28 protein-coding genes are annotated in these 21,389 nt (G+C 65.1%); 13 read left to right on the top strand and 15 right to left on the bottom strand.

Going from position 1 to position 21,389, the window contains the following annotated elements:
* Positions 1–13: 13 nt before the first annotated feature.
* The 3 genes from VI340_RS04220 to VI340_RS04210 are packed head-to-tail and all read right to left on the bottom strand — an operon-like array spanning position 14 to position 2,661.
* Positions 14–967 (bottom strand): hypothetical protein, encoded by a 954-nt coding sequence (locus VI340_RS04220; RefSeq protein ID WP_336357846.1) that lies wholly within the window; start codon positions 965–967, stop codon positions 14–16.
* Complete coding sequence (gene priS / locus VI340_RS04215; RefSeq protein WP_008310036.1) at positions 964–2,142, bottom strand: DNA primase small subunit PriS; 1,179 nt, start codon at positions 2,140–2,142, stop codon at positions 964–966. Before priS ends, VI340_RS04220 begins: the two co-directional genes overlap by 4 nt.
* Before the next feature lie 39 nt (positions 2,143–2,181).
* A complete protein-coding gene (locus VI340_RS04210; protein ID WP_008310038.1) occupies positions 2,182–2,661 on the bottom strand; it encodes a GNAT family N-acetyltransferase in 480 nt (159 codons plus the stop codon).
* A gap of 112 nt (positions 2,662–2,773) precedes the next feature.
* On the opposite strand from VI340_RS04210, the gene VI340_RS04205 reads away from it, so the two are divergent.
* Entirely contained in the window at positions 2,774–3,868 is a 1,095-nt protein-coding gene (locus tag VI340_RS04205) for a DoxX family protein (protein WP_008310039.1), read from the top strand.
* 22 nt (positions 3,869–3,890) lie between these two features.
* Here VI340_RS04205 and VI340_RS04200 read toward each other — a convergent pair whose 3' ends face one another.
* On the bottom strand, positions 3,891–4,322 hold the full coding sequence (locus VI340_RS04200; RefSeq protein WP_008310041.1) for a type IV pilin: 432 nt from the start codon (positions 4,320–4,322) through the stop codon (positions 3,891–3,893).
* A gap of 90 nt (positions 4,323–4,412) precedes the next feature.
* Here VI340_RS04200 and VI340_RS04195 point away from each other — a divergent pair, with 90 nt between their 5' ends.
* Positions 4,413–5,264, top strand: a complete 852-nt coding sequence (locus tag VI340_RS04195) for a translation initiation factor eIF-2B (RefSeq protein WP_336329701.1) — start codon at positions 4,413–4,415, stop codon at positions 5,262–5,264.
* A 175-nt stretch (positions 5,265–5,439) separates the two neighbouring features.
* Positions 5,440–5,661, top strand: a complete 222-nt coding sequence (locus VI340_RS04190) for a hypothetical protein (protein ID WP_336357845.1) — start codon at positions 5,440–5,442, stop codon at positions 5,659–5,661.
* A 9-nt stretch (positions 5,662–5,670) separates the two neighbouring features.
* Here the strand turns inward: VI340_RS04190 and VI340_RS04185 are convergent, their stop codons facing one another.
* Together VI340_RS04185 and VI340_RS04180 are read right to left on the bottom strand one after the other, a co-directional pair.
* On the bottom strand, positions 5,671–5,865 hold the full coding sequence (locus VI340_RS04185) for a hypothetical protein (protein ID WP_008310046.1): 195 nt from the start codon (positions 5,863–5,865) through the stop codon (positions 5,671–5,673).
* 125 nt (positions 5,866–5,990) lie between these two features.
* Positions 5,991–6,725 carry a proteasome assembly chaperone family protein gene (locus VI340_RS04180; RefSeq protein ID WP_008310048.1) on the bottom strand — a complete coding sequence of 245 codons (735 nt, stop codon included), beginning with the start codon at positions 6,723–6,725 and terminating at the stop codon, positions 5,991–5,993.
* A gap of 158 nt (positions 6,726–6,883) precedes the next feature.
* Between VI340_RS04180 and VI340_RS04175 the strand changes: the two genes are divergently transcribed.
* Positions 6,884–7,945 carry a mechanosensitive ion channel family protein gene (locus VI340_RS04175; protein ID WP_336357844.1) on the top strand — a complete coding sequence of 354 codons (1,062 nt, stop codon included), beginning with the start codon at positions 6,884–6,886 and terminating at the stop codon, positions 7,943–7,945.
* Here VI340_RS04175 and VI340_RS04170 read toward each other — a convergent pair.
* Positions 7,915–8,361, bottom strand: a complete 447-nt coding sequence (locus VI340_RS04170) for a universal stress protein (RefSeq protein WP_008310051.1) — start codon at positions 8,359–8,361, stop codon at positions 7,915–7,917. The genes VI340_RS04175 and VI340_RS04170 overlap by 31 nt on opposite strands.
* Before the next feature lie 32 nt (positions 8,362–8,393).
* Positions 8,394–9,752 (bottom strand): bifunctional metallophosphatase/5'-nucleotidase, encoded by a 1,359-nt coding sequence (locus tag VI340_RS04165; RefSeq protein ID WP_008310053.1) that lies wholly within the window; start codon positions 9,750–9,752, stop codon positions 8,394–8,396.
* Between the two features lie 72 nt (positions 9,753–9,824).
* Between VI340_RS04165 and VI340_RS04160 the strand changes: the two genes are divergently transcribed.
* From VI340_RS04160 to VI340_RS04130, 7 genes are all read left to right on the top strand, one after another.
* A complete protein-coding gene (locus tag VI340_RS04160) occupies positions 9,825–10,064 on the top strand; it encodes a DUF5816 domain-containing protein (protein ID WP_008310055.1) in 240 nt (79 codons plus the stop codon).
* A gap of 124 nt (positions 10,065–10,188) precedes the next feature.
* Positions 10,189–10,521, top strand: coding sequence for a DUF7116 family protein (locus VI340_RS04155; RefSeq protein WP_008310056.1), 333 nt, complete (start codon positions 10,189–10,191; stop codon positions 10,519–10,521).
* 24 nt (positions 10,522–10,545) lie between these two features.
* A complete protein-coding gene (locus VI340_RS04150; protein ID WP_336357843.1) occupies positions 10,546–11,079 on the top strand; it encodes a mechanosensitive ion channel domain-containing protein in 534 nt (177 codons plus the stop codon).
* A 66-nt stretch (positions 11,080–11,145) separates the two neighbouring features.
* Positions 11,146–12,060, top strand: coding sequence for a metal-dependent hydrolase (locus tag VI340_RS04145; protein WP_008310058.1), 915 nt, complete (start codon positions 11,146–11,148; stop codon positions 12,058–12,060).
* 60 nt (positions 12,061–12,120) lie between these two features.
* Entirely contained in the window at positions 12,121–12,741 is a 621-nt protein-coding gene (locus VI340_RS04140) for a hypothetical protein (protein WP_049942928.1), read from the top strand.
* Positions 12,738–13,397: a hypothetical protein gene (locus tag VI340_RS04135; protein WP_008310060.1), complete on the top strand. Its 660-nt coding sequence runs from the start codon at positions 12,738–12,740 to the stop codon at positions 13,395–13,397. Before VI340_RS04140 ends, VI340_RS04135 begins: the two co-directional genes overlap by 4 nt.
* A gap of 47 nt (positions 13,398–13,444) precedes the next feature.
* Positions 13,445–13,645: a dodecin gene (locus tag VI340_RS04130; RefSeq protein WP_004593332.1), complete on the top strand. Its 201-nt coding sequence runs from the start codon at positions 13,445–13,447 to the stop codon at positions 13,643–13,645.
* On the opposite strand, the gene VI340_RS04125 is transcribed toward VI340_RS04130, so the two are convergent.
* Together VI340_RS04125 and hisD are read right to left on the bottom strand one after the other, a co-directional pair.
* Positions 13,646–14,020 carry a HesB/IscA family protein gene (locus tag VI340_RS04125; RefSeq protein ID WP_008310062.1) on the bottom strand — a complete coding sequence of 125 codons (375 nt, stop codon included), beginning with the start codon at positions 14,018–14,020 and terminating at the stop codon, positions 13,646–13,648. It lies immediately after the preceding gene.
* A gap of 97 nt (positions 14,021–14,117) precedes the next feature.
* Positions 14,118–15,389, bottom strand: a complete 1,272-nt coding sequence (hisD, locus tag VI340_RS04120) for a histidinol dehydrogenase (RefSeq protein WP_336357842.1) — start codon at positions 15,387–15,389, stop codon at positions 14,118–14,120.
* Between the two features lie 77 nt (positions 15,390–15,466).
* Between hisD and VI340_RS04115 the strand changes: the two genes are divergently transcribed.
* Complete coding sequence (locus tag VI340_RS04115) at positions 15,467–16,393, top strand: hypothetical protein (protein WP_336357841.1); 927 nt, start codon at positions 15,467–15,469, stop codon at positions 16,391–16,393.
* A gap of 38 nt (positions 16,394–16,431) precedes the next feature.
* Here VI340_RS04115 and VI340_RS04110 read toward each other — a convergent pair whose 3' ends face one another.
* From VI340_RS04110 to VI340_RS04100, 3 genes are read right to left on the bottom strand one after another with little or no spacing between them, the layout of a single operon-like run.
* The gene (locus VI340_RS04110; protein WP_336357840.1) at positions 16,432–17,613 is read right to left on the bottom strand and encodes a redox-regulated ATPase YchF; all 1,182 of its coding nucleotides are present in this window, start codon (positions 17,611–17,613) and stop codon (positions 16,432–16,434) included.
* Positions 17,614–17,658: 45 nt separating this feature from the next.
* On the bottom strand, positions 17,659–18,768 hold the full coding sequence (locus tag VI340_RS04105; protein WP_336357839.1) for a Gfo/Idh/MocA family protein: 1,110 nt from the start codon (positions 18,766–18,768) through the stop codon (positions 17,659–17,661).
* Positions 18,765–18,974, bottom strand: coding sequence for a hypothetical protein (locus VI340_RS04100; protein WP_008310072.1), 210 nt, complete (start codon positions 18,972–18,974; stop codon positions 18,765–18,767). Before VI340_RS04100 ends, VI340_RS04105 begins: the two co-directional genes overlap by 4 nt.
* A 102-nt stretch (positions 18,975–19,076) precedes the next feature.
* On the opposite strand from VI340_RS04100, the gene VI340_RS04095 reads away from it, so the two are divergent.
* Entirely contained in the window at positions 19,077–19,457 is a 381-nt protein-coding gene (locus VI340_RS04095; protein ID WP_008310074.1) for a CBS domain-containing protein, read from the top strand.
* Positions 19,458–19,488: 31 nt separating this feature from the next.
* Here the strand turns inward: VI340_RS04095 and VI340_RS04090 are convergent, their stop codons facing one another.
* Both VI340_RS04090 and VI340_RS04085 read right to left on the bottom strand, forming a co-directional pair.
* On the bottom strand, positions 19,489–20,202 hold the full coding sequence (locus VI340_RS04090) for a TIGR00266 family protein (RefSeq protein ID WP_008310076.1): 714 nt from the start codon (positions 20,200–20,202) through the stop codon (positions 19,489–19,491).
* 95 nt (positions 20,203–20,297) lie between these two features.
* On the bottom strand, positions 20,298–21,266 hold the full coding sequence (locus VI340_RS04085; RefSeq protein ID WP_008310077.1) for a sugar phosphate isomerase/epimerase family protein: 969 nt from the start codon (positions 21,264–21,266) through the stop codon (positions 20,298–20,300).
* Between the last annotated feature and the right edge of the window lie 123 nt (positions 21,267–21,389).

Raw genomic sequence — 21,389 nt, 5'->3', positions numbered from 1 at the left:
CCGTCGCGTCGGCTTATTCTAACGGTTCGGCGGCGTCCTGTTCGACCAGCGGGTCGGCGTTGTCGGCCGGCAGCGTCACCACGTCGTCCGTCGAGAGGTCGTACTCGCGCTGGTCGACGCCGAATATCTCGCCCACGTCGTCCGTGATGCGGACCGTCCGTCGGTCCACGTCAGCGGCTCCAGCGGTATCTGAACTGGCTGGTGACTGCGGTCCGCCGTCGGCGTGCGTCGGGTCCGCCGCTGGTCCGGAATTGGACTCAGCGCCGGGTTCGGCCGGTGGGACCGGTACGTCGTCACCGGCGGCCGGCACGTCTGCCGGATCGGACTGACTGTCGACAGTGGGATTGCTGCCCGTATCCAGGTCCGGCGGCGTCGGTGTGTCGGGTTCTTCCGCTGGCTCCGACTGGTCCCCGCCGCTGCCCATCATGTCGGCCGCGTCGACACCCGTGTCCGGCGTCGATAGGGGCTCGGGCGGGTCGGCCGTGTCGGCTGCCGGTTCGTCCGCCGTCTGACGTGGCTCCGGATCGGGGGCCTGTCGCTCGTCCGAGTTCGGCTCGTCGCCGACCGCGCCGGTCGGGGCCTCCCCCGCGATGACGTCGAGGACGTGGCCCCGGTTGGACTCGATAGCCTCGACCATCGTCTCGAACAGGTCCCGCTCCTCGCGTGTGAGGCCGTCGTCCTCGGTCGGCATGTCTGCCGCGGCCAGCGACGCCATCTTGACGATCTTGCCGACGCGCCGTTCGTAAACGGCTTCGACAGTCTGCTCAGCGGTCTTGATATCGTCGGTCAGGCGGTTGACCTCGGGCGAGTCGAACGGGTCCTCGGCGCGCTCGGCCGCGCGGTCGCGCTCCGACCGGAGCTGTTGAATGAACTGGCCGGCGTCCTCGTAGAACGTTTCGCGCAGCTGCTGGAGCTGGTCGGTCTGGCGTTCCCGCGATTGGACGGACTGGAGTTCGTCTACGTTCATTCTTTCCCCTTCTCGGCGCGGCCACGGGCCATGAGAAACACGCCCACGTGCTCTGGTACAGTCTGATTACCCGCCTCCAGTGTAAAGCTATCGCCATCCAGCTCGACGAGGCCCCCGTCAGTCACCTCGACGGTGATGTCGTGGCCCCGGAACGTCTCCGGCACGGGGTCGACCAGCGGGTCGAACGCGTCGATGTCCTCGCGGTCGATGCGCTGGACTTCAAGCCCGCTGCCGCCGTGTAGCGACCCGGGCAGGCGGATGAGCCGGTTCGTGTCCGTCGTCACCGGTTCGTCTATCGGCGCGTTGTCCGCCGCGACGACCTCATGAAGGAGGATCTTCGCCAGCTGGTAGAACGCCGGATGCACGTCGATGTTGCCGGCCTCCAGTTGCTCGTAGTTCGACCGGGCCGCGTTCAGCGCCGCCGTCGCCTTCCCCTCGCCGATGCCGTCGTACTCCTGCAGTTGTTCGAGCGCGTCCGCCTCCTCCATCGCGAGGAGGTCGTCGACGACAGTGAGCATGTGGCGGTGCGCGCGGGCGCTCCAGCCGCCCTCCGTCGAGAGCGTCCGCTTCTGTGCCGGACTGGACCGGCCGGCCGTGCCGGCGACGGACTCCTCGTCGACGAGTTCGTCGAACTCCAGGCCGATACCGCGGACGTAGTCGACGATTTCCCGGCGGGCGTCCCGTTCGAGGCCGCGGATGCGCTCGTCTCGGACGTGGACGTGGTACCCCCGACCGCCGGAGAAGACGACGGTCAGGTCCTCGAAGCCGAAGTCGTCTTCCAGGAAGTCAAGCAGTCGAAGCAGCGCGTCCTTGCACTTTTCGAGCATCTCGGCGTAGGTGTCCTCGCCAAGCACCACCGAGGGCAGGTGGTCGGCGTCGAGGTCGAACACGAGGTCCGAGGAGCGCCAGCCCTTGTCCGACATCGTCGAAGCGCTCGGTTCGTCGTAGCGGCCCGCGGAGAAGTAGACGTGGCGGGGCTTCCGGCGACCGAGGAAGTCCTCGATCTCGCCGAGGTCCAGCAGCGAGCGATGGCGGACCATCGTCTCGCCGGGGCCGTCGGTCCAGGGAATGAATCCCCATTCACGTTCGTTCGCGGCCGGCGGCGGCGTTACTGACGCCTGTCGGTAGTGATCGCCGAACCGGCCACGGAGGTACGCGCGGGTCCGCTCTTCCATCGGCTACCTCGTTGGGGAGGTCCCTTGAAAAGCGTTCGCTTAGCTACGCAGGAACTTCGACAGTTTGTCAGTGATAGAGTCTTCGCCGAGTTTGAGGTAGTAGGCGTCGCCGCCGTCCTCGTAGTAGTTGTCGATGCGCCGCCGGATCTCGAAGCCGATGTGTTTGTAGAAGCCGATCGCCTCCCGATTCGTCGCCCGGGCGTGGCAGGTCACGCTGCCGTAGTCCTCGGCGACGCGGGCGACGAGTCGCTTGCCGAAGCCGTGGCCCCTGTACTCGTCGTCGACTGCGAGAAAGAGAATGTAGCCGTCGCGTCGAACCGCGGCGAAGCCGATGAGGCGGTCCTTGGACCGGTCGATGTAGAGATAGGTGGTCGACCGTCGGTAGGCGTCGCGAAAGAACCCCCGCCGCTGTCGCAGGACCCCGTCGGATTCGCGGATGTTTTCCTTGAGCCGCCACGCCGCGTCGACGTGTTCGTCGTCCCCGCGTTCGACGATCTGTGTCTCGATGTTGACGCTCACTGCCGTATAAGTAGTGGAGGCGTAGATATAATTCCACCGCCTACAGAGGTGGGCTGTCGAACCGGCAGGGAACGAACGAAGGATTAGGTAGCTAGCCCACGAATTGTCAGGTATGAAGACGCGTATCCCGAGTCTCGCCGGAACTGTCGCGCTCGTTCTCACTCTCTTTTCGCGACCCGCGGCGGCACACGTCGACTACGTGACCGGGGGGCCGGGGGAGGCCCTCGACGCGGTGGCGTTTGCGATATCCGTGCTGTCGAACCCGGTTAACGCGGCCGTTTTCGGCGCCTCGGGGTTCGCCGTGACTGTCGGCCTCGCGGCATATCTCTGGGTCCGACCCACGATTACGGACATCGTCATCCTCCGGGACGTACTCGTCGGCTACGCGGACCTCGTCCCGTGGATGCTCCGACTCAGCGTGGGGCTGCCGCTCGTCGGCGCTGGCTTCCAGGGATACCTGTTCGCTCCCACAGTGACGTTTGACCCGACCACGAACCCGCTCGTCCGTGCCCTGTTTATCGGGCTGGGGTTCACGCTCCTGTTCGGGCTCGCGACCCGTATCGTCACGACTATCGGGCTATTGACTTACGGATGGGCACTGACCGTCGACCCGGGCGTCGTGCTCGCTATGGAGTACGTCCCGGCCTTTCTGGCACTGTTGATTCTGGGCGGTGGTCGCCCGAGCGCCGACCACATGCTCCAGCAGGTCGCCAGCACCGACGGGACCTACTACGGCCGCGTCGACCCGGTCCACTATCTCAAGGGCTTTCTCGACTCGGCGACGGCACCGTACCGCGAGTACGTCCCGGTCATCGTCCGGGTCGGCATGGGTGTGACGTTCATCTACCTCGGACTGTTCCAGAAACTCGCCGACCCCGGCCAGGCGCTGCTGGTCGTCGAAAAGTACGATCTCACCGCCGTCGTGCCCGTCGACCCCGGCATGTGGGTGCTCGGCGCCGGCCTGACCGAGGTGCTGGTCGGTCTGGTGTTGATCTTCGGCTTCATGACCCGCGGGGCCGCGGCCGTCTCCTTTATTCTGTTCACCACGACGCTGTTCGGCCTGCCGGACGACCCGGTGCTCGCGCACATCACGCTGTTCGGAATGGCCTCAGCGGTGTTCACGATGGGTGCCGGGCCGCTCTCCTTCGACGACTGGTTCGGTCGGCCGGCACAGAGCGACCGTGAGACCGTCGCTTCGGCGGACTGACTGGTCTACAGCAGTACCGCCGTCAGTTCGCGCCGTCCCACTGGTCTAGCTGGGTCCGGTTCCCGCTCGTGTTGTGGTATATCGTAATCGTGTCACGGGCGCTCACCCGCCGCTCGTAGGCGTTCCCGCTGCTCAACTGCGCGATGTCGCCCGGACCGATCATCGCGTCGGGCTCCCGGTTCGCCACCTGTGCCCAGGTGACCGTTCTGCTCGGTCCTTCGAATTCGACGTTCCCCGCTTCGAACTCGTCGCCGCGGGCGTGTGTAACGATGAGCAGTTCGTTGTCCTCGACGTAGTCGTAGCTGAAATTCGCCTGCGGGCCGCCGCCGTCGTCGTCCTCGATGACGAGGACGTTCAGCCCGACGATAGCCGTCACGAGTAGCGTCAGTCCGATGAGCACGGCAACGCCGATGCCCTCCGTCATCCCGACGGTCTCAGTCCTGAACTGTCCCATAGCCGTCTATCACCCCTAATGTGAGACGGCGTTAAATGCTGTTCGACGGCGAGGGGAAGACACATATCGGTCCAACTCACAGCCACCGGTATGATAGACGAGACTGTCGAGGAGATCTCGGAGATGCAGACCCACAGTTCCTCCGTGGTCGCAGTCAAAGCCGCCCAGGCGCTCCGGGACCTGACTGACAGGGAGTACCCGACGGTCGAGGACTACCTCCGCTCGCTCGACCGGAACAGCAGCGCCCTCCGGCGGGCGAACCCCTCCCACGCCTCCCTCCATACCACTCAGCACAAAATCGTGACCACTGTCTCGGATGCGGACCCCGACGATGTGGCGACTGCCAAGGAACTGACTACCGAGGCTATCGACGACGTTGTCGACTCGGTGGAGTCGTCGAAAGACCGCGCCGCTGCACGCGCCGTGTCGGAGATCGCCGACGACGACGTGCTGTTGACCCACGACTTCTCCTCGACGGTCCTTGCGGCCATCGACGACGCCATCGAGGCCGGCCACAGCTTCGAGGTGTACGTGACGGAGTCGCGACCACGCTTCCTCGGTCGAAAGATGACGCGACACCTCTCTGACCGTGACGGCGTCGACGTCACGCTCATCGTCGACAGCGCCGCCGGCCACTTCATGTCACAGGTCGACCGCGTGCTCGTCGGCATGGACTGCATCGTCGACGACACGCTGTACAACCGCATCGGCACCTATCCGATTGCGACGGCGGCGGCGGACAACGACGTGCCGGTGACGGTCGTCGGGGCCGCCGCGAAGTACGTCGACGGGGCCTTCGCCTTCGAAAACGAGATCCGGTCACCATCTGAGGTACTCCGGGAACCCGCGGAGGGGTTCGAGGTCGCAAATCCGGCCTACGACGCCACGCCGACGCACCTGCTTGATACGGTCGTCACTGACGACGGAATCCACGAGTACTGATACTGTCGGCTGTACGTCTGTAAAGAATTTCGCCACCCGGGGTGGCGAATATCTTAAAATAGTCACAGCCAACAGTATGAGGCGGACTGCTGTCTTTTCCGCATCCAGCAGGACGGGTCCCGGCGACGGAAAGCGGGGTCGAAGGTTCTTGTTGCTGGCAGTGAAGAAGCCACGTATGGACGACACTGCCCTCCTCCGCCAGACAATCCGTCGGTGTACCGCCGTACTCGTTGCAACGCTTGCCACCCTTGGAGTGAGTCTGCAGAGTTCTTCAGAAGCGGGTTTCTTGCTCATACTGGCCGTCATCTCAGTGGTGTATCTCGTCGTCGAGTTCATCAAAGTGAGTCCGCCCGCTGAGAACCCGGGAAGTCCCTCGTCTACAGACGGCGAGAAGTAGTTACGCAGTCTATCGCTGTTGGACGACGGTGTCACAGTCCGGACACCGGAGCTGTAGACTGTGTTCCGTTGCTTCGGCGGTCCAGTCGCCCGTCACTGCGCTCTCGTGACCGCAGTGGGGGCAAAACAGCGATGTCTTGGACCGCGTCTGTGGCGGTGGGTCTGAGTCGACCGCGCTGGTCGTGTAGATTTCGGTGGAGGTCATCAAGGAAAGGAACGCGCTGTACGCTGAAAAAGGTGTCGGCGAAATGTTTTATTGTTCACGCACAATGTGGAATTGATATAGTTTTAATCCACGAAAACATGGATGAACGTCCCAAATTTTAGCAATTACATATACATTCGGTCATCAGACATTCGGTCGGAATCGGCGGCTTCCATCCGCTCAGCGAGTGCCTGATAGTGGGCTTCGATATTCGCGGCAAAGGCCTCTAGCGGACCGGTGTCGATCTGGATCGCATGGGTCTCTTTCAGTGCGGTGAGCAGTCTGATTGCGGCCGCAGCATCGGGCGCTTGCGGATGTGTCGGCGTTGTGAAAACGCCGGTCGAAAGCGAGCCGTCGATACCCATGGTGACAAGCTCCGCACTCAGTCCGTCGAGGAACCCGCTCCCCATCGGCCTGATGTCGGTATCGTCGAGATACGCTTCCCGATACGCTGGCGTTGCGATGTAAAACGGGGCGTGGTCGTCGGGCCCGTGCGCGATGGGGACGCCGGTGAGCATCGTAATGTTCGAAGCGTCCAGTTTTTCCCCGGCAGTCGTGATTGCCTCGGCAAGCGACTTGGCTTGGGCTGGTGGCACGAACCGTTCGCCGACTAAGACTGCAAACGACGCTGCTTCGTCGACATACAGCCGCGTGTGATGTCTCGGTGTTCCGTTCTCGAATGGGGTAATGAACGGCGGTCCCGGCGTCCGTAGATGACCGACCTCTCGCATCGAATGCTGGTCGGCGAGATAATCGACGGCCGTGAGGCCGGCCAAGCCGTACTCCGAGACGCCGACTGCCAGCGTATCGACCGGTGGTCGGTCGTCCGAGAGGACCACCGAGATGTCATCGGAAGACATGTTTTTTCAGACGGGCCGCAAGGGGTAATACTGTCGGCTGTAAGTCTGTGAAGAATTTCGCCACCTCGGGGTGGCGGATGTCTTGAAATAGTTACAGCCGACAGTATAAGTAGTTCGGGAGGGGAACCCTTTTCTCGGGGCGGTGTCGATTCCATGGCATGCGTTTTGGCCCTGTCTGGCCGTTGCAGACACCCACCCCGACGCCGACCGAAGCCGCGACGGAAGTGGCGACAGAGGTAGCCACTGACATCGGAGGATTTCTCCCCTTCGAAATTCCGATGTGGATCGCGAACGTCGGCAAGTCGCTCCTCGTCATCGCGCTGGCCATCGCGATCTCTCGCATCCTCGTTCGGCTCCTCGGTCGGCGGGTCGCACAGCGATTCCGCCGACCCAGCCTGACCCGGATGGCGCTCCGGGGAATCCGCGTCAGCGTGTACGTGTTCGCGCTGCTGACCATCCTGAACATCTACGGGTTACAGCTCGCCGACATTTCGCTGTTAATTACCGTCTTCTCGGCCGCTGTGGGTTTCGTGCTGGCACCGATCCTCGGGAGCCTGATTTCTGGGGTCTTCTTGCTGGCCGATCAGCCCTACGAGATCGGCGACATGATCGAACTCGCCGACCGGGGGCAGCGCGGCTTTGTCGAGGACATCACGCTGCGGCACACCAAGATGTTCACGCTCGACAACACCTTCCTCGTCATCCCCAACGGGGAGATGCGCCAGCGCGACGTGATCAACTACTCGGCGGAGGACTCCCGGACGCGGCTGTCGCTCGACGTCCTCGTCACCTACGAGAGCGACATCCCGGCCGCGCGGAAGCTGATCGAAGACGCCGCGCGCGAGGTGGACAACGTCATCTCCGGCGGGCCGGACATCCGTGTCGGCGCGGCCCGGTATCCCGCCTCGCCGACTGTGTATATCAACGAGTTCGCCGACCACGGCGTGTTGCTGACGCTCCGGTACTGGGTGACGGAACCGTACAAACTGCTCGCCGCACGCTCGAGGGTCCAGACGAACGTCTGGCGACGGCTCGAAGACGCAAACGTCGAAATCGCCTACCCGCACTCGCACCTGTACTTCGACGACACCAGCGGGGAGATGAACGTCTCACTCAACGACGGACTGAGCGGACTGAACAATGGTGGCCGGAGCCACGCGGCCACCGGTGACTCGCCCGTCCCACCCCGTCAGGACCCCGACGACCTCGCTGACGAGTGACGGCTGGACTGGGCATCCGGCTCGACAGTGACGATTTCGCAGTCGAGTTCCTCGCGGAGGAACTGTTCGACGTCGGGGTCGTCGACCAGCCGCCGGATCATCTGTCGCCAGCGACTCGCCTGTTTACTCCCGATAACGACGATATCGGCGTCCTGTGCGGCGACCTCGTCGAGAATCGTCTCTTCGACGAGCATCCCCGACCGGACGACGTACCGCGTCCGCGGGACGTGGCCGAACGACTGCTCGACGGCCTGTTTGAGTTCCGTCCGGTCGACCCGGTGGCTGTTCTGGTAGAGGTTAACGTGTAAGACGGTGAGGTCCGCGTCCTCCTCGTCGGCGATCTGAATGGCCTCCGCAAGCGTGGCTCTGGAGTTCTCCGAGAGCGGGTATCTGACTGGGACGACGACCTGTGGCATCGGCGAGATGTACCGTGCCGAGGTTTAAATCGCTAGCGACGAGTGAGTCGCCCGTCGACAGTCGGGGCGATATCGGTCTCGCGGACGTAGTCGGCCAGCGCCTCGTACTGTACGTCAGCGACGCTGACCCGATGAGACTCGGTCAAGACAGGAAATTCTCGCTCCGTGTAGTAGAGGTAGTTGCTCGTCGCGAGCGTGTACGTCTCGGTGTCACGGACCGGTCGGCCGTCGATTCGCAGTCGCTCGATAGTCTGCGTGTCGTCGTTCCAGACCAGCTCGACGCCGCTGAGGTGGGCGTGCCACCAGTCCGGTTCTCCGAACTCGACCTGTCGCCCGCTGCCCTGTCGACACAGCGTCCGGAGCTCCGCGCCCGTCAGTTCGGCGACGGTCAGGGGTTCCTCGAAGGGGACGATAGAGACCATATCGGCGACCGTGAGTGCCCCGTCCAGCGGGACCGTGTCGTTCCGGAGGCCACCGCTGTTCTGGAGGCCCACGTCCGCGCCCGTCGCCCACCGGTACGCGTCCGCGACGAGGTTGCCGAGGCGGCACTCACCGCCGTAGGTCGTCGCCCGGCTCCGGTCCAGCGGTTCCTCGACGTGCCCGACGACCTCGTCGAGTCCCGCAGCGGAGAGTCTGTCCTCGATGGCCTCTGCGACGTGGTCGTCGACGGGACCGTCGGCAGTCTCGCGGAACTCCGCAGTCGGTTCCGGCCCGCCGAGGTCGACCTCGACGACGGTCTTGCCGTTGGCTCCCGGTCTGGTGAGCAGTGTGCCGGCGACACGGTCGATGCGGCGCTCGTGGACGTGCCCGCCGAGGATGACGTCCACGTCGCAGGTGCGGGCCAGTTTCTCGTCAGTACGGCCCAGATGGGAGAGCACGACAACAACGTCGGCCCCGTCCGCTCGAAGTGCCGTGGCCGCCTCAGCGACGGCTTCGAGGGGGTCCGTGAACGTCAGCGTCGTCGCCTGTGGATTAGCTGCGGCCGTGTCGGGGTCGGTCACGCCGACGAAGCCGAGCTGTTGCCCGTCGACGGTCCGGCTCGCCCACGGCCGGGTCAGTCGTCGGGCGAACCGCTCGCCGTCCTGTTCGACGTTCGCAGTCAGCCACGTCTGGGGCGACCTGGCGATGATGTCCCGCGTCGCGTCGAGTCCGTGGTCGAAGTCGTGGTTGCCAAGCGTCTCGAACGCGGGTGTCAGCGCAGTGAAGAGGTCCAGCGACTGCTCGCCGTCGGTGACCAGCGACAGCACCCCCGGACCGGTGTTGTCCCCGGTGCCGACCACCAGCGCATCCGGGCCGTCAGCGGCGGTCACTGTCCCCGCAAATCGCCCGATCCGTTCGGGTGTATCGTACGCTTTCTCCACGTCGGAGTACTGGATGATCCGGGGACTCACACCCGCAGTTCAGGGGAACCAGCCATTAATGGTTTCCGCAGTGATTTAGCCGCTGGCCCGTCATGCGTACGTATGGACGCACTCGAAGGTCCCGACGGCGAGACGCTGTACGTCGACAGGAGCGACGGCGACATCGGCACGAAAGGCGCGTTTCATGTCGTCTACCGCGATGACGACCGCGAGCGACGCTGGGGCTACTTCTGTAGCAACTGTGAGACGTTCAACAACGCGATGGACTCGATGGGCCGCATCCGCTGTAACGACTGCTCGAACCTCCGCAAGGCTGAGGAGTGGGACGCGGCCCACGAGTAACAGTCGGGTCCGGGTGACAGACCCGTGCTGTTCTGCGTTTTTCGACGGCTGTGTCGCCGGCCCAACTGTCAGCCACATAGCTAGTGGGAACGTTTATCAGATAGCCGGTGGTACTGACTCTCAGATGGGGGCCGTTACCACATCACTCGACGAGCAGGCCCGGTCGATATTCGACGACCTCGGATACACCGTGTCGCGCACTGGCACCGAACTGCGAGCGGAACGCGACTGGCGCGTCGTCACTGTCTCAGTGCTCGACTCGCAGGACCCGATACCCGAGGGCGGCGATTTGCGCTGTTTCGTCACACGCACGGGCGAGGCAACGCACCTCAGCCGCCGTCTCACTCGACGAGACGTATCCTATGACTGGGCCGTCATCGGTATTACCGAGGACGGTGACTACGAGGTGGTCCGTCACCCCGGCGACACAGCCATATCGGCTGACGCCAACACTTAGGGGGCTCTCCGTCCACCATCCGGCGTGCAAGTCGGTGTCATCAATCGAGCGCTCGAACAGCTAGTCACGAACGTCGTCGACGCGCTCCCGCGCCTCATAACCGCGTTCGTCTTTCTCGCGATAGCTGCGGTCGGTATCAAAGCCATCATGTTCGTCGTCCGGGCGGTTCTGAAGCGGTCGCTGCCCGGCGAGTCGCCCGTGTACCGCCAGTTTCTCGGCGTCATCGTCCTCGTGTTCCTGTGGTTCGGCGTGGCGCTATCCTTCCTCTCTATCATCGGCCTGACCGCCATCGCCGCGTCGCTGGGCACGGCGACCGGCTTCCTCGCGCTCGGCGTCTCCTACGCGCTCTCGGAGATGATCAAGGACGCCGTCGCCGGCGTCTACCTCCTCCGCGACCCCGACTTCAACCCCGGCGACACCATCAAAACCGGCGACACCACCGGCGAGGTGGCCGCCATCGAACTCCGGAAGACGCGGTTCCGGGTCGACGGCGATACTGTCGTCAGGGCCAACGCGGCCATCGAAGAACGCTGGACGAAAGTCGATTCCGCGTCCTGAGCGGGCCGAGTCCCGCGCTATCCCGTCACACATGGAGTTTAAGCGTATCGCCGTCGTACTCGGCGTATGTTCGTCGGGCACGCGCTGTTCGCGTTCGCCCTCGGAGGCCTCGCCGCGTGGTGGCTTGGACTCTCCCGCGAGCGGGCGGTCCAGTTGGGCGTCATCGCTGGCCTGTTCGCCGCGGTTCCCGACGTCGACATCGTCTACGCCCCCTTCGGGCTGCTCGTCGGGGCCGCCGAGAATCTGACGGCGGACGGCTTCTGGGAGACCGCGAACGTCGTCCACCGCGGGCCGACGCACTCGCTCCTGCTGGGGGCGGCACTCGCCGCCGCGGCCGGTCTCTGGGCGACCGAATCACGGCCCGCCCGAATTGCATCGCTGGCAATCGGCGTCGCAGCGACTGTTCTCACAGGCGTACTCAGCGGCCCCATCGCAGGGCTCGTGATGCTCGTGTTCGTCCTGGCCGTGCTCGGTGTCGCCACGGTCGCACAGTCCCGCGATATCAGCCCCCGGACGGTGGCCGGGCTGGCCCTACTTGGACTGCTCACCCACCCGTTCGGTGACCTCTTCACCGGCGGCCCGCCCCCGTTCTTCTACCCCTTCGACGTGAGCCTCGTCGCCGAGCGGGTGATACTCCACCCCGACCCGACCACGCACCTCCTGGCGGCGTTCGCTATCGAACTGGCGACGGTCTGGCTCGCCGTGTGGACCTACGTCCACCTCCGTGGATACACGCTGACCGAACTCGTCCGTCCCCGGGCAGCGCTGGGAATCGGCTACGGGGCGGCCGTCCTGTTCTTGCCCGCCCCGACGCTCGAACGGTCGGCGCACTTCGTGTTCAGCGTCCTCGCGCTGGGCGTCGTCGGGGCGCCGACCCGGCCGTTCAGTGACGGCGTCGACTGGCTGGAGACGGTCGTGACGGGGCTGGCGGCGGTGACCATCGCTGCGCTCGCGTATGCCATGGCGTATGGGGCTATCTGAACAGCCCACGCCGCCGGCATCGGTCGATAGGGTTTTTCGAGTCGCGGCTCACCTGACACTATGAGCCGAGACGTAGCGCGGTTGCTCCGGGACAGGCGCGTCAACGCCCTCGCGGCGTGGTGCATCGTCGCCATGCTCGCCGCCGTTTCTGTGACGAGTGCTGTTCAGGCCGACGTGCTGTGGGCCGGGTTCGCGGCTGCCGTCGCGGCACTGGCGCTGTTTCCGCCGGTTCTATTGCGTAACCGGGACGCCATGCTCCCCTGGGAAATCCTCCTGTTGGCGGCGTTGCCCGTCGTCGGCCGCCTGTTTGCGACGCTCTCGATGACCGGTAATCTCGCGACCTACCTCTCGGTCGCCGCCATCGCGCTCATCCTCGCCGTCGAACTCCAGCTCTTTACCCCCGTCCGGATGACGCCCCGGTTCGCCGTCGTCTTCGTCGCCATCACCACGATGGCCACCGCCGGCGTCTGGGCGGTCGTCCGCTGGGTGGCCGACCAGTTCCTCGGGACCACCTTCATCCTCGATCCGACGGTGTCAGAACACGTCATCGAGGAAGCGGTGATGTGGGAGTTCGTCGCGTCGACCATCGCCGGTATCGGCGCTGGCGTGGTGTTCGCGTACTACGTCCGACAGCAGGCCGGGACCAGTCGCGTCCCCGAGGAGGTCCAGCCGGACGTATGAAGGTCCGTGACCGCCTCCGAATCAGTCCGGCGACACAACAACTGCTCTCGCGGGCCCTGTCACTCGCACTCATCGGGCTCCTGGCGGTCGGTATCGAGCGGGGCAACGTCGGCATCATCGTCAATTCGGGTGTCGCCATCCTCGTCACGCAGCTCCCGGCGCTGCTGGAACGTGACTACGGCATCACGCTCGACCCCGCGCTGACGCTGTGGATTACGTCGGCGGCGTTCTTCCACGCGCTCGGAACTGTCGGGTTGCCTGGGTCCGAAGAGAACTTCTACGTCACCATCTGGTGGTGGGACCACTTCACCCACGCCCTCTCGTCGTCGGTCGTCGCCGCAGTCGGGTACACGACGGTTCGCGCACTCGACGAGCACACCGACGAGATCTCGATCCCCTCGCGGTTCATGTTCGTGTTCCTCCTCCTGTTCGTGATGGCCTTCGGCGTGCTCTGGGAGGTCATCGAGTTCTCGATCACGCTCGCCGCATCGGCGACCGGGAACGACACGATTCTGACACAGTTCGGTCTCAGCGACACGATGCTCGATCTCGTGTTTGACGCTATCGGTGCGATTATCGTGGCGATCTGGGGGACGGCACACCTCACCGGCGTGGTCGGTCACGTCGAGTCGTTGCTCGACCGGCAGTCGCAGTGACCTGTCCGTACTTTTATGCCATGTCCGTGTGAACAGGTCTCACGAAAATGGTTTTCAAGAAAATCACGCTGATCGGGACCAGTTCGGAAAGCTTCGACAAAGCCGCCGACGACGCCATCGAACGCGCGGAGGCGACACTTGACAATCTCAAGTGGGTCGAGGTAGAGGAACTCGGCGTCGAGATCGCCGGCGTCGAGGGCCGCGAGTACCAGGCCGAGGTCGTCGTGGCGTTCGAACTCGAAGAGTAGCTACGTCCGGAAGGACTCGCCACAGCCGCATTCGCTGACCACGTTCGGGTTCTTGACGTGGAACCCGGCCCCCTGCAGGCCGCCCTCGTAGTCGAGTACCGACCCCTCGATGTAGTCGATGCTGGCGTCGTCGACGAACACGCGGAGCCCGTTGCGCTCGAACACTTCGTCGTCTTCTTCAGGTGCATGCTCGAACCGCATCCCGTAGGAGAGGCCGGCACAGCCGCCCTGCTGGACGTACAGGCGAAGTCCGGATTCGTCGACGTCCATCCCCTCGCTTTCGAGGAGGTCCAGTGCCTCTCCCGCTGCCTGCTCGGTGACGGCTACGTCCTCGCCCCCGAGGTTCGGATCGCCGTCGTCTGCTGTGCTGCTCATACACAAGTATCCACGCCCGAACGTGTTAACAGTGACGCCGGTGGAACGGTTCGGAGAGATACACCCTGTTACTCTCTAGGAAAGCCCCGGAACCGCGTTACTCCTCGAACCGTTTGCGGACGCTCTCGGCGTGGGCTTCCAGCCCTTCGGCTTCGGCGAGGGTCGTAATCGTATCCGCGATGTCGTCCAGTGAATCCTCGGAGAGCCGCTGGACCGTCGTCGACCGGACGAACGTGTCCACGGAGAGGCCGCCGGTGACCCGCGCGTTGCCGCCAGTCGGCAGGACGTGGTTCGTGCCGGTAGCGTAGTCGCCCGCCGCAACGGGGCTGTACGGGCCGAGGAACACGGACCCGGCGGAGGGAATCCGTTCGAGGAGTGATTCGTCGTCGTCGGCCTGAATCGAGAGGTGCTCGGCGGCGTACTCCTCGGCGAAAAGGACGGCCTCGCTCATCGAGCGAGCGAGGAGAACGCCGGACCCGTCGTTGTCCAGTGCGGCGCGGATAACTGCCTCGCGCTCCCGGCCGTCAGCCTGTTCGTCAACGGCGTCGACGACCTGATCAGCAAGCACTTCGTCGTCGGTGACGGCGACGACCGAGGCGTTCTCGTCGTGTTCCGCCTGGGCGACGAGGTCTGCCGCGACCAGTTCCGGGTCCGCGTCACCGTCGGCGACGACCATGATTTCGGAGGGGCCGGCGAGGAAGTCGATGGCAACGTCGCCGCGGACCTCGGCCTTCGCCGCCGTGACCCAGCGGTTGCCGGGGCCGACGACGATGTCGGTCGCGCTGACGGTCTCGGTCCCGTAGGCCAGCGCCGCGATGGCCTGTGCGCCGCCGACCTGATAGACGGCGTCGGCACCCGCGACGTGGATGGCGGCCAGCGTAACGGGGTTGACCTCCTCGGCCGGCGGCGTGGCGACAGCGACGTGCTCGACGCCGGCGACCTTCGCCGGGATGACGCCCATCAGCGCGCTGGAGGGGTAGGCCGCGGTCCCACCGGGCGCGTACACGCCGGCGCTGTCGAGCGGGCGATAGCGGCGGCCGAGTTCCCGCCCCTCGAAGTCGTCGCGCCAGTCTTCGGGGACCTGCCGCTCGTGGAACGCGCGGATGTTCGCCGCGGCGTCCTCGATGGCCTCGCGCACGTCGTCGTCGATTTCCTCGTAGGCTCGCTCGGCGGCGTCCGTGATGTCGATGTTGCCCACCGACACGTCGTCGAACTCCTCGGCGAAGCGCCGGAGCGCCACGTCGCCCTCCTCGTGGACCTGCGAGACGATATCGCGCACGTCGTCTCTGACGGCGTCGACGCCGGCGTCGCGGTCGAAGAAGGCGGCCCGCTCGTCGGGACCCAGGTCGGCTATCGTCCGTACGTTCATACCCCTGATTCGGGACGGGGCAAAAAACGGGTTTCCCTTCTCGTCAGCGTTTTCCGGCACTCGGGCGTACACCGCCTATGGCTTCAGTCGACGACCACCGTCGCCGGACGACCGACCTCCCTCCGGCGACGACCGAGTATTTCGCGCCCGAATTGGCGACTATTGATAGCTATCTGGAGACCGTCCCACCAACTATCGACACGGCGGCCGGCGACGCCGCAGTCGGCCCGATACACACCCTTCCGTGGTTCTACGTCGCCGACCTGACCGGCTGGCGCGGCAGCACGCTCGCCCGGCTGCTGGCCGCAGAGCGAGACGCCGCCTGCTACGAACTCTCGGCTGGCGCTGCGGACGCGCTCCCGGCGCTGTGGTCCGTTATCGACGAGAGCGGTGACGGGCCCGTTGTGCTCCATCTGGAACTCCAAGGCGAAGGCGGGCGGATTGTACGCACGCTTCGGGAGGCACTCCGGCGCGGCTACGAACACAGCCCAGACGGCTGGGACGAGCCGGTGCGCGGCGAACCGGCGAACCTCCACGTCGTCTTCACCGATACGACCCCCTCGAAGCGACTGGCTGCACCACTCCCAGCTGCAACCACGCCCACCACCGGCGCGGTCCTCTCGTATGCGCCCCGCCGGAGTATGCTTCCGGAACGGCCCGACGGGACGACCGTCCTCTCGGACCCGCCGGCGCTTCACGACCGCGAGGCCGAACTGGAGAGGTTCCTGCTGGCCGCGCTCGCCGAATACGGCGATGATGACGCTAGAGACCAGTACGTCGACCACGCCGTCGAAATTCTGTCGATCACCCACTCGCTCATCGGGAAGCGCGACCTGCTGTTCGACGTGTCGCCGCGGCCCGCACTGAAATACGGGGCTCTCTTGGACAGGCTTTCGGTCGGTGCGGCGACGGAGCGACTCGGGCGGGACGTGCTCGGGCAGGTACCACAGAGCCCCGGGAGCGAGGATATTCGGGCGACGCTGCAGGACTTACTGCCGAAGTAGGTGGCCGAGAAGGCGGTTATAGCGCCGGCCGCACTCGCTCAGTTCGCGTCGCTGACGATTTTGATGACCGCTCCCTCTTCGAGTTCCGTCTCGTCGCTGATACGCCGGTTCTCGCGGGCGTCGACGGCGTGGATGTACCCGTCGCCGATGTCGGAGTGGACGGCGTAGGCGAGGTCTTTGGGCGTCGCGCCCTGGCGCAGCAGGAACGCGTCGGGGAGGACGTTCTCTTGGCCGTCGGTCCAGTGCGTTTCGTTCTGGACGGGGTAGGCCGTCAGGTGATCGAGCAGGTCGTAGACGGCGGTGTCTAGAGCGCCCTGGACGCCGGTGCCACCCCACTCCTCCATGACGCCGCGGATGCGGTTCAGCCCCTCGCGTTGCTGGTCGCTCACGTCGCCGACGATGTCGAAGTCCGGGTCGCCCGGGTCGTAGTCGATGACGCCGGCCTGCGCGGCGTTGCGCAGCGCGAGTTCGCCGTCGGCCGTCGCGGGCACGACCACGTCGGCGGCCTCCTGCAGGGCCTCGATGTTCCCCTCCGGGGCGATGTCGGCCTTGTTCGCGACGACGACGAGCGGCTTCGTCCGCTGGCGGATCTCCGTCGCCAGCGCCTCACGATGCTCGTCGGTCCAGGCGATGGGGTCCTCGGGGTACTCCAGATCCCGCAGCGTCCGCGCCACGTCGAGTTCGGAGGCCCCGACGCCGGCCAACATGTCCACCAGCGACTCGTCGAGCTTGAAATCCGGCGAGCGGGACTGGCGTTCGATTGATTCCCAGTTGCGCTCGACGATGCTGGCGAGCCACAGGTCCATCTCCTCCTCAACGAAGTGAACGTCCTCAACGGGGTCGTGTTCGCCGACTTCAACGGGTTCGCCCTCAGCGTCAGTGCCGCCGGAGGCATCGACGACGTTGAGAATCACGTCGGCGGTCGACAGCTCGTCGAGGAACTGGTTCCCGAGGCCGCGGCCCTCGTGTGCCCCGGGGACGAGGCCGGCTACGTCGATGAGTTCCGCGGGGACATAGCGCTTGCCGCCCCGGCAGTTGTCGTCGCCGCAGCGCTCCTCCCGGTCGAGACAGGGGCACTCGGTCCGGACATGGCTGACCCCGCGGTTGGCATCGATGGTTGTGAACGGGTAGTTCCCGACATCCACGTCGGCCATCGTCGCCGCCTTGTAGAAAGTAGACTTGCCGGCGTTCGGTTTACCGGCCAGCGCGATAGAGAGCATGGCAGGAGCTACCAGTGGCCGCCGAAAGGGGGTTTCGGTTCGACCCTAGACGCTGACCCGCTCGCCGCGCTCGTCACTTTGCTCGATTGCGTCGAGGACCCGCTGTGCGGCGAGGCCGTCGGCGAAGGACGGCTCCTGTTCGCCGCCGTCGGCGACGGCTGAGAGGAATTCGTAGTTCTCGTGGACGAACGTGTGCTCCCAGCCGATGACGTGGCCGGGTGGCCACCAGTGGTCGACGTAGGGGTCGTCCTCGTCGGTGATAAGCACCTGCTGGAAGCCGCGGTCGCCCTCGGTGAGCACCTGCAGTTCGTTCAGCCGTTCGAGGTCGAACTTGATTGCGCCTTTCGACCCCTCGATTTCGATGGTGTGAGCGTTCTTGTGTCCGTTGGCGACGCGGGAGGCCTCCAGCGTTCCCATGGCGCCGCTGTCGAACGAAACCTGTGCGCTGTAGGCGTCGTCGACGGTCACCGGGTGCGTCTCGTCGCTTCCCTCTACGGGGCGTTCTTCCGTGAACGTCTGCAGGTGGCCGCTCACGTCGGTTATCTCGCCGGCGGCGTCGCCTAGCAGGAACCGGGCGAGGTCGACCGTGTGCGAGCCGAGGTCGCCGAGTGCCCCGCTTCCGGCCATCTCCGCGTCGTTGCGCCAGGACCACGGCGCGTCGGGGTCGACCAGCCAGTCCTGGAGGTACTGCCCGCGGAAGTGATGAATCTCGCCGAGTGTGCCGTCGTCGATGAGCCCCTTCGCGTACTGGATGGCCGGGACGAAGCGGTAGTTGAACGCCGCGCCCGCGGGCACGCCAGCGTCCGCGGCGGCCTCAGCCATTTCCTCCGCCGTATCGAGCGTGGGCGCGAGCGGTTTCTCACAGAAGGTCGGCGTGCCGGCCTCCAGCGCCGCGATTGACGGCTCTGCGTGGACGTGGTTCGGGCCGAGGTTGTAGAACACGTCTACCTCGTCGACGATATCCCGCCAGTCCGTTGCAGTCCGGTCAAAGCCGAACTGGTCGGCTGCGTCGGCCAGTGCGTCCTCGTCGCGGCCGACGAGTACGTCCTTGTTGACCGCCGGCGCTTCGGGGAAGAACATGGGCAGGCGGTCCAGCGCGTTCGCGTGGGCCTTTCCCATGAATCGATAGCCGAGCATGCCGATATCGAGGGTCATGCCATCACCTCAGTTGTACCGCGAGTGAGCGAAGCGAACGAGCGGCCTTTTTCGCCACCGAAAGACTCGCGTCGCTCGTCTTTCGAGCCTTGCTTCACTTCGTTCAGCAAGACCACGTTTTTGCCGCGAGTGGTGGCCGAAGGCCACCCGAGCGGGAAAAAGGTGGCCGTGAATCGATAGCCGAGCATCCCAATGTCCAGTGTCATGCGCGGCTGTTCACTCGGGGCCGAAATAACACTCATGGTGACGGCAGGGCGGCGGGCCGCACCGAGGGAAAAGCCAAAACCGGATGCGTGCGTTGACAGCGCATGGCCACTGAAACGACCGTCCGCATCGAGGACATCATGTCGACGCCGTTAGAGACTATTTCTGCCGACGAAACCGTCAAAGCGGCTGCGACGCAGATGCAAGCGCAGAACATCAACGGCATCTTCGTCCCGGGGGCGCAGGCGGGCATCATCACGACCACGGACATCGTCGACGCCGTCGCGGCCGGGAAGGACCTCTCGTCGGCGACCGTCGGCGACGTGATGACGTCGCCGGTCGAGCGGGTGACGACCTCGCTCGAACTCGGCGAGGCCGCAGCGATGATGACGACCTACGACATCAAGCACCTCCCCGTCATCGACGAGCATCAGGACTACGTCGGCATGGTGTCGTCGACGGATATCACGAAGGCACTCTCCTGAAGACGGGTTTTCCGGCAAACTTCGGCGGGGCTCAGATAAAGTCGTCCAGAGCGGAGCGGTCGCCGTCGTTGTCGCCTGTTCCGGGCAGTGCATCGGCGATAGCCGAGGTGAACGAGCCGAGGCCGCGCGTCTGATACCAGACCGTTCCGGGGCCGGTGAAATCCATCACGATCCCTTCGCCGCTGAGTAGCGTCGATTTCAGGCCGCCGACGCGGTGGGCGTCGAAGTTGACCGACTCCTCCCAGGCGACGACGTGGTCGTTGTCGATGGTGTAGGACTCGCCGGCGTCGAGTTCGACGGTTTCCAGCCCGCCGAAGGCCTCGATGAGGACGTTTCCGGTCCCCTTTAGCGCCAGCGGCGTGATGCTCGCGCCGGCTAGCATCGACTTGATACCACCGAACTCGGAGTCGATGTCGATATCCGGGTCGGCTGCGAGGAACGCCCCGTCGACGGCGTACAACGTCTCGCCAGTGAGTTCGTGGTGGTGGACGTCACCGGGCGTCGGCGGCGCGAGGGTTACGGTCCCGGGGCCGCCCTTAGCAGTGAACTCGTTCGCCAGGAGCGACTCACCGCCGAGCATCGACTTCGCGGAGCTGAGGAGGCCGTCCCGGCTGGTCGTCGTCTCGATTTCGATGGTCGGCGAGTGGCTGACCATCGCACCGGGTTCCGCGAGTATCGATTCGCCGCTGTCGAGGGCAACGCGGACGTGCGTGTACGAGGGCTTGTGTGTGAGTTCGATGTCCATAGCGTGTCACTGGATACGGTAATCCAGTCGTAGTATCTCACAGACAGTATATAAGGGTAAGTGCCGGAAAAAGACCGCACTACCGCCCGTATCGCTTACTCAGCCCAGTAAGCGTCACCGGGCTGTGTCTCGAAGACGGCGCGGTCGAGCACGTCGACGGCCTTCTCCAGTCCCTCGCGTGCGCTGGTCAGCGAGTCCTCGTGTTCGATGGAGAGCGCGCCGTCGTAGCCGATCATCCGCAGCGTCGACACCACGTCCTTCCAGTGGGATTCGTCGTGCCCATAGCCGATAGAGCGGAACAGCCACGACCGGTCCGCTTCGTCTGTGTACGGTGCGGTGTCCAGCACGCCCTTCTCCCGGGCGTTCGACTCGTACACTTTCGTGTCCTTGGCGTGGAAGTGATGGATGGCGTCGTGTTCGCCGAGCAGGCGGATGGCCTCGGTCACGTCGATGCCCTGCCAGTACAGGTGCGACGGGTCGAAGTTCGCGCCGATGCGGTCGTTCGTCCGCCGGCGCAGTTCCAGCAGGCTGCGGGGCTCGTACACCAGCATGTTCGGGTGCATCTCGATGGCGACGTCCACGTCGTGTGCGCCGGCGTGGGCCGCGAGGTCCGACCAGTACTCGTCGGCGACGCGCCACTGGTACTCGTGGGCGTCGGCGTGTTCGGTCGGCCACGGCGCGGTAATCCAGTTCGGCACCTCGTCGTCGGGGCCACCGGCGGGCAGGCCAGAGAACCCCGTGACGGTGTTCACGTCGAGCTGGTCGGCCAGCCGAATCGCTTCCCTGAGTTCCCGGTCGGCCTCGGCGGCCTGCTCGTCGTCAGGATGGAGCGGATTGTTGTGGGTCGCCAGTGCGCTCACCCGAAGGCCGTGCTCGTCCAGGAGTGCCTCGAGTTCGGCCTGCTTCTCCTCGTTGTCGAGATACGCCTGGCGGTCGAGGTGGTCGTCACCGGGGAAGCCGCCACATCCCAGTTCGACCGCATCGATCCCCAGGTCGTCGAGGTACGCCAGCGCCTCGTCGAGCGACTGCCCGCCCAGGGGAACCGTCAGTACACCGATATCCATGGCCGGGGATACAACCGGTGTTGAAAAAAACGTACTGCCGTCACCGCGCCCCATCTGGTCGACCAGCAAGCGGTACGGACCGGAGACAGGACCGTGATAGACTGTGGCGTAAAGGCTTAACCC

Source organism: Haloarcula sp. CGMCC 1.6347, assembly GCF_037078395.1.
Lineage (GTDB): Archaea > Halobacteriota > Halobacteria > Halobacteriales > Haloarculaceae > Haloarcula > Haloarcula amylolytica.
Note: the sequence above shows the minus strand (reverse complement) of the source record. Positions and strands in the feature narration are given on the sequence as shown.

What these genes read in the sequence shown, in the direction of transcription:
- VI340_RS04220 (WP_336357846.1), bottom strand. Translation starts at nt 967, where the DNA reads ATGAACGTAGACGAACTCCAGTCCGTCCAATCGCGGGAACGCCAGACC.
- priS (WP_008310036.1), bottom strand. Translation starts at nt 2,142, where the DNA reads ATGGAAGAGCGGACCCGCGCGTACCTCCGTGGCCGGTTCGGCGATCAC.
- VI340_RS04205 (WP_008310039.1), top strand. Translation starts at nt 2,774, where the DNA reads ATGAAGACGCGTATCCCGAGTCTCGCCGGAACTGTCGCGCTCGTTCTC.
- VI340_RS04200 (WP_008310041.1), bottom strand. Translation starts at nt 4,322, where the DNA reads ATGGGACAGTTCAGGACTGAGACCGTCGGGATGACGGAGGGCATCGGC.
- VI340_RS04195 (WP_336329701.1), top strand. Translation starts at nt 4,413, where the DNA reads ATGATAGACGAGACTGTCGAGGAGATCTCGGAGATGCAGACCCACAGT.
- VI340_RS04190 (WP_336357845.1), top strand. Translation starts at nt 5,440, where the DNA reads ATGGACGACACTGCCCTCCTCCGCCAGACAATCCGTCGGTGTACCGCC.
- VI340_RS04185 (WP_008310046.1), bottom strand. Translation starts at nt 5,865, where the DNA reads ATGACCTCCACCGAAATCTACACGACCAGCGCGGTCGACTCAGACCCA.
- VI340_RS04180 (WP_008310048.1), bottom strand. Translation starts at nt 6,725, where the DNA reads ATGTCTTCCGATGACATCTCGGTGGTCCTCTCGGACGACCGACCACCG.
- VI340_RS04175 (WP_336357844.1), top strand. Translation starts at nt 6,884, where the DNA reads ATGCGTTTTGGCCCTGTCTGGCCGTTGCAGACACCCACCCCGACGCCG.
- VI340_RS04170 (WP_008310051.1), bottom strand. Translation starts at nt 8,361, where the DNA reads ATGCCACAGGTCGTCGTCCCAGTCAGATACCCGCTCTCGGAGAACTCC.
- VI340_RS04160 (WP_008310055.1), top strand. Translation starts at nt 9,825, where the DNA reads ATGGACGCACTCGAAGGTCCCGACGGCGAGACGCTGTACGTCGACAGG.
- VI340_RS04155 (WP_008310056.1), top strand. Translation starts at nt 10,189, where the DNA reads ATGGGGGCCGTTACCACATCACTCGACGAGCAGGCCCGGTCGATATTC.
- VI340_RS04145 (WP_008310058.1), top strand. Translation starts at nt 11,146, where the DNA reads ATGTTCGTCGGGCACGCGCTGTTCGCGTTCGCCCTCGGAGGCCTCGCC.
- VI340_RS04140 (WP_049942928.1), top strand. Translation starts at nt 12,121, where the DNA reads ATGAGCCGAGACGTAGCGCGGTTGCTCCGGGACAGGCGCGTCAACGCC.
- VI340_RS04135 (WP_008310060.1), top strand. Translation starts at nt 12,738, where the DNA reads ATGAAGGTCCGTGACCGCCTCCGAATCAGTCCGGCGACACAACAACTG.
- VI340_RS04130 (WP_004593332.1), top strand. Translation starts at nt 13,445, where the DNA reads ATGGTTTTCAAGAAAATCACGCTGATCGGGACCAGTTCGGAAAGCTTC.
- VI340_RS04125 (WP_008310062.1), bottom strand. Translation starts at nt 14,020, where the DNA reads ATGAGCAGCACAGCAGACGACGGCGATCCGAACCTCGGGGGCGAGGAC.
- hisD (WP_336357842.1), bottom strand. Translation starts at nt 15,389, where the DNA reads ATGAACGTACGGACGATAGCCGACCTGGGTCCCGACGAGCGGGCCGCC.
- VI340_RS04115 (WP_336357841.1), top strand. Translation starts at nt 15,467, where the DNA reads ATGGCTTCAGTCGACGACCACCGTCGCCGGACGACCGACCTCCCTCCG.
- VI340_RS04110 (WP_336357840.1), bottom strand. Translation starts at nt 17,613, where the DNA reads ATGCTCTCTATCGCGCTGGCCGGTAAACCGAACGCCGGCAAGTCTACT.
- VI340_RS04105 (WP_336357839.1), bottom strand. Translation starts at nt 18,768, where the DNA reads ATGACCCTCGATATCGGCATGCTCGGCTATCGATTCATGGGAAAGGCC.
- VI340_RS04100 (WP_008310072.1), bottom strand. Translation starts at nt 18,974, where the DNA reads ATGACACTGGACATTGGGATGCTCGGCTATCGATTCACGGCCACCTTT.
- VI340_RS04095 (WP_008310074.1), top strand. Translation starts at nt 19,077, where the DNA reads ATGGCCACTGAAACGACCGTCCGCATCGAGGACATCATGTCGACGCCG.
- VI340_RS04090 (WP_008310076.1), bottom strand. Translation starts at nt 20,202, where the DNA reads ATGGACATCGAACTCACACACAAGCCCTCGTACACGCACGTCCGCGTT.
- VI340_RS04085 (WP_008310077.1), bottom strand. Translation starts at nt 21,266, where the DNA reads ATGGATATCGGTGTACTGACGGTTCCCCTGGGCGGGCAGTCGCTCGAC.